We start from the raw sequence: 14,412 nt of genomic DNA, 5'->3' as shown, positions 1-14,412 counted from the left end.
ACCGGACGCCGGGGTGCGGGAGCCCGGCACCCCGGCCCGGCTCCCGCACCCCGAAGCCGACCTGGGGCTCCTCTCGCCGGTACGGGTGGGCACTCCGGTGGCCGCCGCGGTCGGTGACCCGGCGTGGCTGCAGGCGATGCTGGACGCGGAGGCGGCGCTCGTCAGGGCGCAGGCCCGGCTGGGGACGGTGCCCGCGAAGGCGGCCGGGACGATCGGCTCGCTGGCCCGTGCGGACCTCCTCGACCTGCGGGAGATCGCGCTGGCCGCGCGCGAGACCGCCAATCCGGTGGTCGGGCTGGTCGCCGCTTTCACCGCGCTCGTCGCACGGACCGACCCGGCCGCCGCCGAGTACGTGCACCGCGGTTCGACCAGCCAGGACATCTTCGACACCGGGGCGATGCTGGTCGCCCGGCGGGCCCTCGACCTGGCCGTCGCCGATCTCGACCGGAGCGCTCGCGCGCTGTCGCTGCTCGCCCGCAGGCACCGTGACACCCCGATGGCCGGGCGGACCCTCGCCCTGCAGGCGGTGCCCGTCACCTTCGGTCTGAAAGCCGCGGGCTGGCGGCAGTTGCTGCTCGACGCTCGCGACCGGCTGGCCGGGGTGCGCGACGGCGGGCTGCCGGTGTCGCTCGGAGGGGCCGCCGGGACCCTGGCGGGCTATCTCGAATACGCCGCCGTCGACGCGGGTGTCACCGACACCGGCGGCTACCTCGACCGGCTCACCGACGCGTTCGCCCAGGAGACCGGTCTTGCCAGGCCTGTGCTGCCGTGGCACGCGCTGCGCACCCCGGTCGCCGACCTGGCCGCCGCGCTGGCCTTCGCGTCGGCGGCCCTCGGCAAGATCGCCGTCGACGTACAGACCCTCAGCAGGACCGAGACCGCCGAGGTCGCCGAGCCCGCGCCCGCCGGGCGCGGGGCCTCCTCGGCGATGCCGCACAAACACAATCCCGTCCTGGCCACCCTGATCCGCAGCGCCGCCCTGCAGGTCCCGCATCTCGCGGCCGGCCTGACCCAGGCGATGCTCGCCGAGGACGAACGCTCGTCCGGTGCCTGGCACGCTGAATGGCAGCTCCTGCGGGAGGCACTCCGGCTGACGGGCGGGGCCGCGCACACCTGTGTGGAACTGGCCGAGGGGCTGACGGTACGGCCGGGACGGATGCGGGCGAACCTGGATCTGACGGCCGGCCGGATCGTCACGGAGCGGGTGGCCGCCCACCTCGCCCCGCATCTGGGCAAGGCCGCGGCCAAGGTGCTGCTGACCCGGACGGCGCAGCAGGCGGCGGCCGGCGGCGAGCCGCTCGCCGGGCTGCTCCTCCGCCACCCGGACGTCGCCGCGCACTTCGACGCCGGGCAGCTGGCCGAGCTGCTCGATCCCACCGCGTACACCGGCGCCGCGGGCCCGCTCACCGACCGGGCGCTGCGCCGGGGCGCGCGGCGATGAGCGGGCACGGCCGGGTTCACGGTGGCTCGATCAGACCCGACTGGGCGGCACGCATCCCGGCCTGGAAGCGTGAGGTGGCCCGCAGCCTCCCCATGAGGTCGGCGACGTAACGCCGGTATGTGCGGACCGACAGCCCCAGTTCACGGGCGGCCCGCGCGTCGGTGTAGCCCTGCCCGAGCGTGTGCAGCGTGCGGGCGATCGTGTCGTCCTCGTCCCAGTCCAGCCGGTCGGGGGACAGCGCGGACAGGGCGACGGCCTGGTTCCAGACCGCCGTGTGCAGGTCCTGCAGCACCTTCGCCTGCCCGGGGTCGTGGATCGCCACGAGCCGGCCGCCGCTCTGGCGGTCGCCGGCCATCAGAGCGGCCGTGCCGTCGTAGATCGCGATGGTGGGCAGGTCCGACGAGGACAGCCGGATCTGGGCGCCGCTCTCGGCCAGCTGCTGCAGCCGGAACATGGACTCCTCGTCGCCGAGCAGCCGGGACGGGAAGAGCAGGTGCACCTTGCTGTCCCGCAGGAGCAGTTGGGAGTGGAGCCGGGACAGCAGCAGGGGCTCACCGCCGCCGGCTGCCGCGGCCGAGCTGGCCTGCACCCGGACAGGGTGGTGGTTGGCCCGGTGGATGAGCCGGGCGGCGAACACCTCGGGGCTGGCTGATCCCTCCGGTGTGTTCTCGGCCAGACTCAGGCCGCGCAGCACCGCTGCCAGCTCGGCGAGCTGGTCGGCGTGTCGGCGCAGCACGTCGGAGCTGGGTCCGTGCGGCTCGCCGCGAACCGGTCTTCGCTGTTCTCCGACTCGTCGTGTGCGCGAGGTGTTCATCGGAGTCCTCTCAGGGCCTTGGGTCCGGCGCCCCGGCCCGCCAGGTGCCCGCGGCGAGGTGCCCGGTGTGGGTCCAGGCCGCCCGCAGGCGCCGTGGAGGACGCTCCCGCGGGGCCTGCCGGCCGGCCGCGAGGGCGTGCAGTACGGCCACCACGGCCGCGAGTTCGTCGTCGTCCGCGTTGCCGCGCACCAGCCGTACGGCCGGCGCGGGCTGCTCGCCTGCGGCGCTCATACCGGCTGGTTCCCGTGCTTGCGCCGTGGCAGCTCGGCGTGCTTCGCGCGCAGCATGCGCAGCGAGTCGACGAGCACCTTGCGCGTGCGGCGGGGGTCGATGACATCGTCGACCAGGCCGCGCTCGGCAGCGTAGTAGGGGTGCATCAGCTCCTCCTTGTATTCGGCGACGCGGCGGGCCCGGGCGAGTTCCGGATCGGGAGCGGCGGCGATCTCCCGGCGGAAGACCACGTTGGCGGCCCCCTCGGCCCCCATCACGGCGATCTCGTTGGTGGGCCAGGCGAACGACAGGTCACAGCCGATGGAGCGGGAGTCCATGACGATGTACGCGCCGCCGTAGGCCTTGCGCAGGATCACCTGGATGCGGGGAACAGTGGCGTTGCAGTAGGCGTACAGGAGCTTGGCGCCGCGCCGGATGATGCCGTCGTGCTCCTGGTCGGTGCCGGGCAGGAAGCCGGGTACGTCGACCAGGGTGACCAGGGGGATGTTGAAGGAGTCGCAGAGCTGGACGAAGCGGGCGCCCTTCTCGGAGGCCGCGATGTCCAGGGCGCCCGCGCCGGCCATCGGCTGGTTGGCGACGATGCCGGCGACCTGGCCGCCGATCCGGGTCAGCGCGCAGACGATGTTGGGCGCCCAGCGTTCGTGGATCTCCAGGAAGTCCCCGTCGTCGGTGATCTCCTCGATCACCCTGCGGATGTCGTACGCCTGGTGCGGGTCGGCGGGGACCAGGTTGACGAGGGTGTCGCCCGGCCGGTCGGTGCTGTCGTCGAACCCGTCCTCGTCCGGCGGGAGTTCACGGTTGTTGGCAGGCAGCATCGACAGCAGGTGACGCACGTCGGCGAGGCAGGATTCCTCGTCGTCGTGGAGGAAGTGGGAGACGCCGGAGACCGAGGAGTGGACGTCGGCGCCGCCGAGTTCCTCGTGGCTGACCCGCTCGCCGGTGACGGCGTGCACGACGTCGGGTCCGGTGATGTACATCTGCGAGGTGCCCCGCACCATGAACACGAAGTCGGTCAGTGCCGGGGAGTACGCGGCGCCGCCGGCACACGGCCCGAGGATGACGCTGATCTGCGGGATCACGCCGGACATGCGGACATTGCGGGTGAAGATGCCGCCGTAGCCCGCGAGGGCGGTGACGCCCTCCTGGATCCGGGCGCCGGCTCCGTCGCTGAGTGCGACCAGCGGGGCGCCGGCCGACTCGGCCAAGTCCATGATCTTGTGGATCTTCTGGGCGTGGGCCTCGCCGAGTGCGCCGCCGAAGATGCGGAAGTCATGTCCGTACACGAAGACCTGACGGCCGTCCACGGTGCCCCAGCCGGTGACGACACCGTCGCTGTACGGCTTCTTCGCCTCCAGGCCGAAGCCGGTCGCCCGGTGCCGGCGCAACCCCTCGACCTCGGTGAACGAGCCCTCGTCCAGGAGGGCCTCCAGCCGTTCGCGGACGGTGAGCTTGCCCTTGGCGTGCTGGCGCTCGGTGGCAGCGGGGTCGGAACCCTCGTGCAACGTCCGGTGGATCGCGTCGAGTTCGTCGATCCGTTCGTGCATGGACGGAGCCGTCCGGCTGACGAGCGATTCCAGCTCCAGAGCGGCAGTGTCCGGCAAGCCGGTGTCCGCGGGCCCGGGGGCGCCGGGTCGCGTCGGCGGGCTGAGGTGCGGGGCCGAGATCATGGGAACTCCTCCTGTCTGCACACCGAAGTGGCTCGGCGCCACGCTAAGCAGACGGCTGTCCCGGACAACAGGCTCCGGCCCGCAAGGAGAATTCCCGCACCCTTTGGTGGCAGCGTCACACCTCTTCCGGTCCTCCCCTCTTCGGGAACACCGGACGCCCGTAAGCGGTATCCGGATGCCGCTTACGGCGCCGGAGATCCCGCTCCCGGAACACCGGAGCCCCGGCCGCACCCATTCGGCGCTAGGTTCCGATCCACCCCCGCAGGAAGGAGTCATCCATCCTTTCCCTCTCGCTGGAGGAAGCCGTGAGAAAAGAGAAAGAAACCGGCGATGGCTGACATATATACGATGTCCTCGCTTTCGCAGCACCGAGCGGTCGTGGTGGCCGATCCGTTCCCGGTACCCCGGGCGGCGGTGGCCTCACTGCTGCGCCACTCCGGGGCGGCCGACACCACGGCCGAGGCGGATTCGCGCGAGAGCGCGCTGGAGGCGGTGCGGCGGCTGCGCGCGAACCTGCTGATCACCGAGGTCGACCTCGCCGGACGGGGGGACGGTCTGCAACTGTGCCGCCAGGCCAAACAGCTCGCCCGTCCGCCCCAGGTGCTGATGTTCACCGGTACCGGCGACCCCGCCGTGGTTGCTGCCTGCCTGGCCGGCGGCGCCGACGGGTTCGTGCACCGGTCCGCCACCCCCCAGCGGCTGGTGCGCGCCGTGGAGACACTCGCCGCAGGACGGCCCGTCTGGTACCTGCGCGAGCACAGCGCGACTGCCGCCGCCGAACCGCTGCAGGAGGCCCGGCTACGCGGAATGACGGCCCGCGAACAGCAAATCCTCGGGCTGCTGCTCGGTCGTTTCTCCAACGACGAGATAGCTGCCGAACTACAGCTGGCACGGCAGACCGTCAAAAACCATGTCAGCAATGTCCTTCACAAGCTAGGTGCGGCCAACAGGCGTGAATTGCTCCTGCTCGGAGGATCGGTTCCCGAACCGCTCCGGTCGACGTCCTGACCCGGCGCGCCCGTTATCACTTCCGAAGCATCCGGCGGCCGTCCAAAGGGGGAATGTCCACGCCGGTTTTCCGTCCCTACCATGGAAACACCGCGGGAGGGGCACCGCCGGAACGGGCCCAGGCCCGCACCGGGACCGTCCGACCATTCCCCCGCAAGGGCGGCCTCGTACGCCGGTCCGTCCCTCCCGTGGCCCCCGACCCGAGTGCCGTTTTCCCCTCCGGGTTCGCCCTGGTCCGCCGGCCTGCGGATCCAGCCTCTACGAAGGACAGCCACCGTGACCACACCTGCCACCACCGCCCGCTTCCAGGGCCGGGTCGCCCTCGTCACCGGGGCCAGCCGCGGCATCGGCCTCGCGGTCGCCGAACGGCTCGTCGCGGAAGGCGCCCGGGTGTGCATCACCGCCCGCTCCCCCGAGCCGCTCGCCGACGCCGTCAAGGCGCTCGGCGGCCCGGAGCACGCCATCGCGGTGGCCGGCAAGGCCGACGACCCGCGCCACCAGGCAGACGCGGTGGACCGTGCGGTGGAGGCCTTCGGCCGCCTCGACGTCCTCGTCAACAACACCGGTATCAACCCCGTGTTCGGCCCGGTCCTGGACCTGGAGGAGTCCGCAGTCCGCAAGGTGTTCGAGGTCAACGTGCTCGCGGCGCTCGGCTGGCTGCGCCAGGCCCGGAGGGCGTGGATGGGCGAGCACGGCGGCTGCGCGGTCAACATGACCGCCGTCGCCGGACTGCGCCCCGCCGAGGGCATCGGCGCGTACGGCGCCAGCAAGGCCGCGCTCATCCACCTGACCGAGCAGCTCGGCCAGGAGCTCGGTCCGCTCATCCGCGTCAACTCGGTGGCGCCCGCCGTCGTGAAGACCCGCTTCGCCTCCAAGCTGTACGAGGACCGCGAGGAGGAGATCTCCGCCGGATACGCACTCAAGCGGCTGGGCACTCCCCAGGACATCGCGGGCGCGGTCGCCTATCTGGCGTCCGACGACGCCTCCTGGGTCACCGGTCAGACGCTCGCCGTGGACGGCGGGCTCGGCGCGGCCGGCGGGGGGATCTGAGCGCCATGCCCCTTCGCAGCACCGGTCGCAGGATCCGCCGGGCCCTGTGGCAGCTGATCATGCTGCCCAGTCCCTCCTGACCATGCCTTCGATCCATGCCTTCGATCCATGCCTTCGATCCATGCCTTCGATCCATGCCTTCGATGGGGAGGCCGCCCCGCGGGGCGGCCTCCCCATCGGTCTGCTCCGCGTTCCCGCCGGGTCGAGAACGCGTCGCAGCAGACGGCGGATCAGAAGAAATAGCGGCTGACCGACTCGGCGGCGCAGACCGGCTTCGCGGCGCCCTCGCGCTCGACGGTCACCGCGGTGGTGACCTGCACGGCGGTGTTCACCTCCTCGACCCGAGTGATCCGCACAACGGCCCGCAGCCGCGAGCCGGCCGGGACCACGGCAGGGAAACGGACCTTGTTGACTCCGTAGTTGACGCCCATCGTCGTGTGCGCGACCTCCATCACCTGCGGCACCAGGACGGGCAGCAGGGACAGGGTCAGATAGCCGTGCGCGACCGTGGTGCCGAACGGGCCTGCCGCCGCCCGCACCGGGTCGACGTGGATCCACTGGTGGTCACCGGTCGCCTCGGCGAACCGGTCGATCCGGGCCTGGTCGATGTCCAGCCAGTCGCTGGGCCCCAGCTCCTCGCCGACCGCTGCGCGCAGTTCGCCGGCCGAGGTGAAGATCCTGGGCTGTGTCATGGGGTGCCTCCTTGGGATGCAACGCGGGCATGCGGTCAGTCGAGGGGCCCGCCGGCCACGTACAGGACCTGACCGGAGACGAAACCGGCCTGCTCGCTCGCGAAGAAGGCGATGGCCCCGGCGACGTCCTCGGGGGTTCCGACACGCTGGACGGGGATCGCCGCGGCGCCGAGGGTCTTGAACTCCGCGAAGGTGATGCCCATGCGTTCGGCGGTCGCCGCGGTCATCTCGGTGGCGATGAACCCGGGGGCGACGGCGTTGGCGGTCACCCCGAACTTGCCGAGCTCGAAGGCGAGGGTCTTGGTGAAGCCCTGCAGGCCGGCCTTGGCCGCCGCGTAGTTGGCCTGGCCGCGATTGCCCAGCGCGGAGGAGCTGGACAGGTTGACCACGCGTCCGAAACCGGCGTCCACCATGTGCTTCTGCACCGCGCGCGTCATCAGGAACGCGCCGCGCAGGTGCACCTGGAGGACGGTGTCCCAGTCCGCGGCGCTCATCTTGAAGAGCAGGTTGTCCCGGAGCACGCCCGCGTTGTTGACGAGGACCGTCGGCGCGCCGAGCTCCGCCGCGACCCGCTCGACGGCGGCCGCCACCTGTGCCTCGTCCGAGACGTCGGCACCGACGGCCAGGGCGCGACCGCCGTTCCCGGTGATGCGTTCGACGGTGTCCGCGCAGGCTGCGGCATCGAGGTCGAGTACGGCAACCGCGTGGCCTTCGGCGGCCAGCCGTTCGGCGGTCGCGGCGCCGATGCCGCGGGCCGCTCCGGTCACGATGGCGACGCGTCGCCCGGTGGTGGTCATCAGATGCCTGCCTTGTGTGGTGGGTTTGAAGGGGTACGGGGGCGTCTGCCGAACGGTGGCGCGCCGGGGCGGCACCTTCGGTCCGCGTCACGGTCACGCCCCTGTGAATTCCGCGAATTCCGACGGAAATTGAATCTAGCCAGCAGGGGCGCGGAAAAATCCCGCACTGTTTCCAATGAGACGCCCGAATCCCCCCAAGGCGGCAATGCAGACCGCCCCGGCCGGTATTCGCATATCCACGGGCCGGGACCGGACGGCTGCGGTGTCTCTTTGGACACACGCGGCGCGCACGTAGGGCTCATTCCTCTTGAAGACGGGGACGGCCGTTCCTTAACGTGATGTGCATGCCGAGGGCACCGCGGAAATGCGGGGCCCCGGAATCACCATCCAGCCAGGAGGAAAAAATGCCGGTCGTCACCGTACTGCAGGGTCCCCGCGACGTTGAGCTCAAGCGCGATCTGGTCGCCCGCATCACCGACGCGTTCGTCGACTCGTACAAGATCCCTGCGGAGGCGGTCCAGGTATGGGTCACCGAGGTGCCGACCGACAGCTGGGGTACGGCGGGCAAGCTCACCGCCGACAGCTGAGCCTTCCCCGCCACGGTCCCGGCCACCTCTGACGGTGGCCGGGACCGCCGTGTACGGGGGAGCGCCGCGGGCCTGCCCCACGCACTCGAAACCCCACCCGAAACCGAAACCAATCGAGGAGAACCGCGTGCTGGACACCGTCCCCGCCCACGAGCAGCAGGACACCGCCGACGCGGGGACCACCGGCGGGCCCGCGTTCGGTGTCGCGCACCTCGCGGGCTCCCTGCCCCGTCAGGACACCATGGCCCTCCCCATCCGGGACCTCTGGGACGACTGACCGTCCCGCGGCCTCCGCCGCGCGGCTCCCGCACCGCCTCGTGCACTCAGCGACGACACCCCGAGGGGAACCATGAACACAGCAGCGCTGCCGATCGCGCCCGACGCCGCCGACACCGGACGGCTGGTCCGCTGGCTGGCCCGCCAACTGCCTTTCCAGGATCCGCTCGGCGACGTGCGGCCGATGACGGGCGGGCGGTCCAACCTGACCTACCGGCTCGACTGCGGCACCCGCACCCTGGTGCTGCGCAGGCCGCCTCTGGGTCATGTACTGGCCACCGCCCACGACATGGCGCGCGAGTACCGGGTGCTGACCGCGCTCGGCCCGACCGCCGTGCCCGTGCCGCGTACGTACGGATTGTGCGAGGACACCTCGGTCATCGGCGCGCCGTTCTATGTCATGGAGCTGGTCCGGGGGGAGACGTTCCGCAGCGACAGCGAGCTCGCCCCCCTCGGTCCCGACGCGGCGGTGCGCACCACCCACGCGCTCGTCGACACCCTGGCCGACCTGCACGCCGTGGATCCGGCGCGGGTCGGCCTTGCGGACTTCGGCAGGCCCGAGGGCTTCATGGCCCGTCAGGTGGGACGCTGGCGCCGCCAGTGGGAGGCATCGCGGACCCGTGAGGTGGCCGGCGCCGATGCGCTCAACGACCGGCTCGCCGCGAGCTGCCCGGTCTCGGGCGCGGTCTCCCTGGTGCACGGCGACTACAAACTCGACAACGTGCTGCTCGATCCCTGCGACCCCGGCCGGATCACCGCCGTCCTGGACTGGGAGATGTCCACACTCGGCGATCCGCTGGCCGATCTCGGCATGCTCTGCATGTACTGGGACGGCTTCGCCGGCATCGACCGCTCCCCTGTCGCCACCCCGGGCTCGCTGGCCGGCTGGCCCGGCCGCGAGCAGTTGGTGGAGCGCTACGCCGGGCGCAGCCGGGTACCGCTGGAGCGCCTGGCCTGGTACACCGCGTTCTCCTTCTACAAGCTCGCCGCGATCCTTGAGGGCATCCACTGCCGGACCGTGCAGGGCCTCACGGTCGGCGAGGAGTCCGCAGCCCTCTCCGAGGCCGTGCCGCTGCTGGTCGAGCGCGGCCACGCCGCACTCGACGAGATCCGCTGATCCCGCTCGCCTCCCTCCGCTCGTCCCTGCCCCGCCCTTGCCCGATCGTCCTTGCCCGATCGTCCTTGCCCGATCGTCCTTGATCGCTTTCGACGGAGACACCGATGGAATTCGCGTACGACGCCCGGACCGAAGAGCTGCGCACCCGGATGCTCGCCTTCCTGAACGACCATGTGCTGCCCGCCGAGCCGGTGTTCGCCGCCGAGCACGACGCCGGGCACGCGTGGGGGCGGCCGCCGGTGCTGCAGAAACTGAAGGACGAGGCCCGCAGGCAGGGCCTGTGGAATCTGTTCCTGCCGGGCGAGGAGTTCGGCGCGGGGCTGACGAACCTGCAGTACGCGCCGCTCGCCGAGATAACCGGCCGCTCCCCCTTCATCGCCCCGGAGGCCGTCAACTGCGCGGCCCCCGACACCGGCAACATGGAGGTGCTGACCGGATTCGGCACCCCGGAGCAGCAGGAGCGCTGGCTCAAGCCACTGCTCGACGGGTCGATACGGTCGGCGTTCTGCATGACCGAGCCGGAGGTGGCCTCGTCCGACGCCGCCAACATCGCCACCCGGATCGAGCGGGACGGCGACAGCTATGTCATCAACGGCCGCAAATGGTGGTCGTCGGGGGCGATGGCACCCGAATGCGAACTCCTCATCGTGATGGGCAAGACCGACCCGGAAGGGCCCCGGCACCGTCAGCAGTCCATGGTCATCGTGCCCCGGGACACCCCGGGCGTCCGGGTCGAGCGCGGGCTGCACGTCTTCGGCTACACCGACGGCCCGCACGGGGGCCACGGCGAGGTCGTCTTCGACAACGTGCGGGTGCCGGCCGGGAACATCATCTCGGGCGAGGGCGACGGGTTCGCCATCGCCCAGGCACGGCTCGGCCCCGGCCGCATCCACCACTGCATGCGGCTGATCGGCATGGCCGAACGGGCCTTCGACCTCATGTGCGAGCGGGTCAGCACACGGGCCGCGTTCGGCAAGCCGCTCGCCCAGCAGGGCGTCGTGCGCGAGTGGATCGCCGAGTCCCGGGTCCGTATCGAACAGGCCAGGCTGCTGGTCCTGAAGACCGCCTGGCTGATGGACACGGTGGGCAACAAGGGCGCGCACACCGAGATCCAGTCCATCAAGATCGCGGTTCCCGCGATGGCCGAGTGGATTCTCGACAAGGCGATCCAGGCGCACGGCGGCGGCGGGGTCTCCCAGGACTTCCCGCTGGCCGAGCTGTGGGCGCACGCCCGCACCCTGCGGCTGGCCGACGGCCCCGACGAGGTGCACCGCAACTCACTGGCCCGCCGTGAACTGCGGCGCTACGCCGCCGTGTAGTACCTGCGGCCCCGGCACGCGAAGAGCCGGCCGTTACCGGTCCCCCCGCGGGACCGGTAACGGCCGGCTCTTCGCGTGCCGGGGTCCGACCGGGGGCCAGAACCGGAATCGGGTCCGGTACCGGGAGTACCGGGTACCTGATTAATCAGTACCCGACGGCCCATGGAATCCATGGGCGACCCCTCTAGTGTTTTCCATATGACGAACAATGAATTCGAGAGAAAGAAAGACACGAGCTCCCCGTCGTCATTCCTGGCGGTGAGCGAAGAGCGCATCGTGGTCACAGGAATCGGTGTTGTTCTTCCCAACACACTGACCGTGGATCAGTTCTGGTCCAACATATCCGGTGGAAATTCCCAGGTCGGCCGGCTCACCCGGTTCGACGGCGCCGAGGCCGGGCTCCCGGTGTACGCGGCCGCCGAGATCACCGGCTTCGATCACCATCCCTTTCTTCCCGAACTGACCGACGGCCACGCGGCCAAGTACTCCCGCGAGATCCTGATCGCCATGTCCGCGGTGGCCGAGGCCCGCCGCGACGCAGGGCTCGCCGCCGGCGACATCGACCCACGGCGTCTCGGCATCGTGATGTCGTCCTCGCGCGGCCCCTTCTCCTGGTGGCGCGACGTGCTCACCGGCCAGGACCCGGCGGCCTTCGGTGACAAGGGCGCGATGTTCCGCGGCCTGCCCGGCTGCCCGGCCACCCTCTCGGCGATCTACAACGGCGCCCAGGGCCTGGTCACCACCGTCTCCAACGCCTGCGTCGGCGGCCACCAGGCGATCGGCCTGGCCCTGCGCGAGCTGCGCTCGGGCGCCGCGGACGCCATGCTGGTCGGCGGTCACGAGTTCCCGATCGTGCCCGAAGTAGCCGCCTGCTACCGGGCGATGGGCCACGGCGTGATCTCGTCCGAGCGCGACGACCCGGCCCGCGCGGTCCGCCCCTACAGCGACGACCGGGAGGGCTTCGCACTCGGCGAGGGCTCCGTGGTGCTGTGCCTGGAGCGCGAGTCCGTCGCCAGGGCCCGCGGGGCCAGGGTGTACTCCGAGATCCTCTCCGCCGCTTCCCTCAACGAGGCCGCCCACCCCACCACGATGGACCTCACCGGCAAGGTCACCGGCTCCCTCATCGAGGACCTCCTCGCGGACGCGGGCCGCGACGTGAACGACGTCGACTACTTCTGCGCCCACGGCACCGCCACCCGCTACAACGACATCGCCGAGTCCCGCGCCCTGCGCGCGCTGTACCCGGAGCGGACCGCCGGCAAGCTGCCGCCGCTCAGCTCCAACAAGCCGATCTACGGCCACACCTTCGGCCTGGCGGGCGTCATCAACGTCGCAGCCACCAGTCTGATGGTCCACCACCAGACCATCGCGCCGACCATCAACTTCACCAAGACCGACCCCGAGTGCGACCACGACCACGTCTTCGAGGGAGCCCGCCCGGCCAAGCTGGATCTCGCGGTCTCCATGTCGTTCGCCTTCGGCAGCCAGACCTCGGTGGTCGCGGTGGGATCGCCGTCATGAGCCGCCCGGTCATCGCGAGCGACGTGGACGAACTCGTACGCCGCCTGGTCAGGCCCGGCGATCACGTCCACCTGGCAGGTACGCCGTCACGCCCCAACGCACTGACGTACGCGCTGTGCCGTGTCTTCGGGGACCAGGGCCATCTGACGGTCAGCACCACGGCCGTGCACTCCTCGGCCCATGCCCTCGCCCTGTCCGGCGTCGCCGACAAGGTCATCGCCGGGTTCGCCGGCGACACCTACCCCTCCCCGCGCCCCAACCCGCTCTACGCCGACCTGGAGAAGGGCCGGCCCTTCACCTTCGAGGCCTGGTCGCTGCTGAGCTACGTCCAGCGGCTCATCGCCGGCGCGCAGGGCGCTCCGTACGCCGTCACCGGCTCACTGGCCGGCACCGACCTCGCGGAGGGCAAGCCGGGCGTGCTGCACCGGATCCCGGACCCGGCCAGCCCCGGCGATGAGGTCACCCTGCTCGCACCGCTGCGCCCGGACGTGACCCTGATCCACGGGGTGGCCGCCGATGAGGACGGCAACATCGCCCTCGTACCGCCGCTCGGTGAGGGGGCGTGGGCCGCGTACGCCGCCGAGCGAGGTGTGATCGCGTCGGTCGAGAAGATCGTCAGCCGCGAGGAGATGCGGCAGATCGCCGACCGGGTGGTCATCCCCGGCCAGCGCGTCCTCGGCCTGACCGAGGCGCCGCTCGGGGCACACCCGCAGTCGCTGCGCACCAACCATCTTGCGGGTGTTGACGGCTACCTGGACGACTACTCCTTCCTGGAGGAGATCGTCACGTCCTGCCACGGCCCGCAGCGCGGCGCCGACTGGTACCGCGACTGGGTCACCGGACCCGGTTCGCACGCCGGCTACGTACAGCGTCTCGGCGCCGCTAGGCGGGCGGTGCTCACCGGATCCGGCAGCACGGCCGACGACTACAGCGCGGAGTCCGAACTGTGGCAGGAGGTCACCCGCTGCGAGTCCGAATCCGCGGTCCGCGCCCGGGAGGCCGCCGCACCGCGGGCCGCTCGCACGCAGGCCGCACGGTCCGCTCCCGCGCCGGTCCCAGGTACCCCGGCCAGCCGGCAGGAACGGCTCATCGTGCTCGGCGCCCGGGCGGTGGCCGACCAGGTCCGCGAGCACGGCTACGACACCCTCCTCGCCGGTATCGGCACCTCGCACATGGCGGCGTGGCTCGCCGCGGAGCTGCTGCGCGGCGGCGGGCACGACGTCAAGGTCGTGGCGGAGCTGGGCATGTACGGGTTCACCCCGGAAGCCGGCGACGTCTATCTCTTCAGCCTGCTGCACGCCGCCCGCAGCGAGATGCTCGCCGGCATTCCGGAGATTCTCGGCGGCATGGTGGCCGCCAATCCCCGGGCACTCGGCGTGCTGGCCGCCGCCGAGATCGACCGGAGCGGCACCATCAACACCAGCCGCGGCGCCGACGGGCGGTGGCTGACCGGCTCCGGCGGGGCCAACGACATCGCCTCCAGCACCGACTGCGTGGTGATCGCTCCCTCCTCCCGGCGCCGTTACGTCACCGAGGTCGGCTACCGCACCAGCCCCGGCCACCGGGTGCGCGAAGTGGTCAGTGACTTCGGCCGGTTCCGCCGCGACGCCCCCGCCGACGGATTCCGGCTGGCCACCTGGCTCGCCGCCGACGAAGAGCAGGCCGCGGGCGACGGCCCGCAGGCCATCGAGGCACAGGCGCGCGCCGCCGTCGACTCCCGTACTTCCTGGGCATCCGACGTCACCGGGGTCATCGCTGAAAAGCCCGTCGCCGAAGAGGAGCTGACGCTCCTTCGCTCCCTCGACCCGGACGGCCGCTACCGCTGATCCCCTCCCTCTCCCCGACTTCTGCACCGCGCCCCGGCTCTCCCTCCTGCGCGCCCCCGCACACA

General features: G+C 71.5%; 14 protein-coding genes. 9 read left to right on the top strand and 5 right to left on the bottom strand.

Annotated features, from left to right (window positions below; translation table 11 throughout):
- Positions 1–13: 13 nt before the first annotated feature.
- The gene (pcaB, locus tag OG917_RS30450; RefSeq protein ID WP_328322510.1) at positions 14–1,441 is read left to right on the top strand and encodes a 3-carboxy-cis,cis-muconate cycloisomerase; all 1,428 of its coding nucleotides are present in this window, start codon (positions 14–16) and stop codon (positions 1,439–1,441) included.
- Positions 1,442–1,457: 16 nt separating this feature from the next.
- Here pcaB and OG917_RS30445 read toward each other — a convergent pair whose 3' ends face one another.
- The 3 genes from OG917_RS30445 to OG917_RS30435 all read right to left on the bottom strand — a co-directional run bounded on the left by OG917_RS30445 (position 1,458) and on the right by OG917_RS30435 (position 4,031).
- Positions 1,458–2,177, bottom strand: coding sequence for a helix-turn-helix transcriptional regulator (locus tag OG917_RS30445; protein WP_328322469.1), 720 nt, complete (start codon positions 2,175–2,177; stop codon positions 1,458–1,460).
- An 88-nt stretch (positions 2,178–2,265) separates the two neighbouring features.
- Positions 2,266–2,487, bottom strand: coding sequence for an acyl-CoA carboxylase epsilon subunit (locus OG917_RS30440; protein WP_328322467.1), 222 nt, complete (start codon positions 2,485–2,487; stop codon positions 2,266–2,268).
- Positions 2,484–4,031: an acyl-CoA carboxylase subunit beta gene (locus OG917_RS30435; protein ID WP_328322508.1), complete on the bottom strand. Its 1,548-nt coding sequence runs from the start codon at positions 4,029–4,031 to the stop codon at positions 2,484–2,486. Before OG917_RS30435 ends, OG917_RS30440 begins: the two co-directional genes overlap by 4 nt.
- Before the next feature lie 453 nt (positions 4,032–4,484).
- Here OG917_RS30435 and OG917_RS30430 point away from each other — a divergent pair, with 453 nt between their 5' ends.
- A complete protein-coding gene (locus OG917_RS30430; protein ID WP_328322465.1) occupies positions 4,485–5,162 on the top strand; it encodes a response regulator transcription factor in 678 nt (225 codons plus the stop codon).
- Positions 5,163–5,438: 276 nt separating this feature from the next.
- Positions 5,439–6,212: an SDR family oxidoreductase gene (locus OG917_RS30425; protein WP_328322463.1), complete on the top strand. Its 774-nt coding sequence runs from the start codon at positions 5,439–5,441 to the stop codon at positions 6,210–6,212.
- A gap of 230 nt (positions 6,213–6,442) precedes the next feature.
- Here OG917_RS30425 and OG917_RS30420 read toward each other — a convergent pair whose 3' ends face one another.
- Both OG917_RS30420 and fabG read right to left on the bottom strand, forming a co-directional pair.
- Positions 6,443–6,904 (bottom strand): MaoC family dehydratase, encoded by a 462-nt coding sequence (locus tag OG917_RS30420; protein ID WP_328322460.1) that lies wholly within the window; start codon positions 6,902–6,904, stop codon positions 6,443–6,445.
- Between the two features lie 35 nt (positions 6,905–6,939).
- Entirely contained in the window at positions 6,940–7,701 is a 762-nt protein-coding gene (fabG, locus tag OG917_RS30415) for a 3-oxoacyl-ACP reductase FabG (protein WP_328322458.1), read from the bottom strand.
- Positions 7,702–8,105: 404 nt separating this feature from the next.
- Here fabG and dmpI point away from each other — a divergent pair, with 404 nt between their 5' ends.
- The 6 genes from dmpI to OG917_RS30385 all read left to right on the top strand — a co-directional run bounded on the left by dmpI (position 8,106) and on the right by OG917_RS30385 (position 14,347).
- A complete protein-coding gene (dmpI, locus tag OG917_RS30410) occupies positions 8,106–8,288 on the top strand; it encodes a 4-oxalocrotonate tautomerase DmpI (protein WP_328322456.1) in 183 nt (60 codons plus the stop codon).
- Positions 8,289–8,415: 127 nt separating this feature from the next.
- Positions 8,416–8,565 (top strand): hypothetical protein, encoded by a 150-nt coding sequence (locus OG917_RS30405; RefSeq protein ID WP_328322454.1) that lies wholly within the window; start codon positions 8,416–8,418, stop codon positions 8,563–8,565.
- Between the two features lie 72 nt (positions 8,566–8,637).
- Positions 8,638–9,681, top strand: coding sequence for a phosphotransferase family protein (locus OG917_RS30400; protein ID WP_328322452.1), 1,044 nt, complete (start codon positions 8,638–8,640; stop codon positions 9,679–9,681).
- 104 nt (positions 9,682–9,785) lie between these two features.
- Positions 9,786–11,000 carry an acyl-CoA dehydrogenase family protein gene (locus OG917_RS30395; protein ID WP_328322450.1) on the top strand — a complete coding sequence of 405 codons (1,215 nt, stop codon included), beginning with the start codon at positions 9,786–9,788 and terminating at the stop codon, positions 10,998–11,000.
- A gap of 258 nt (positions 11,001–11,258) precedes the next feature.
- Positions 11,259–12,521: a beta-ketoacyl-[acyl-carrier-protein] synthase family protein gene (locus OG917_RS30390; protein WP_328322448.1), complete on the top strand. Its 1,263-nt coding sequence runs from the start codon at positions 11,259–11,261 to the stop codon at positions 12,519–12,521.
- Positions 12,518–14,347: a CoA-transferase gene (locus tag OG917_RS30385; RefSeq protein ID WP_328322446.1), complete on the top strand. Its 1,830-nt coding sequence runs from the start codon at positions 12,518–12,520 to the stop codon at positions 14,345–14,347. The genes OG917_RS30390 and OG917_RS30385 overlap by 4 nt, the downstream gene beginning before the upstream one ends.
- The last annotated feature ends 65 nt before the right edge of the window (positions 14,348–14,412 follow it).

The sequence above is a fragment of the Streptomyces sp. NBC_00388 genome (assembly GCF_036061255.1).
GTDB lineage: Bacteria > Actinomycetota > Actinomycetes > Streptomycetales > Streptomycetaceae > Streptomyces.
This window is presented reverse-complemented; position numbering and strand designations above follow the sequence as displayed.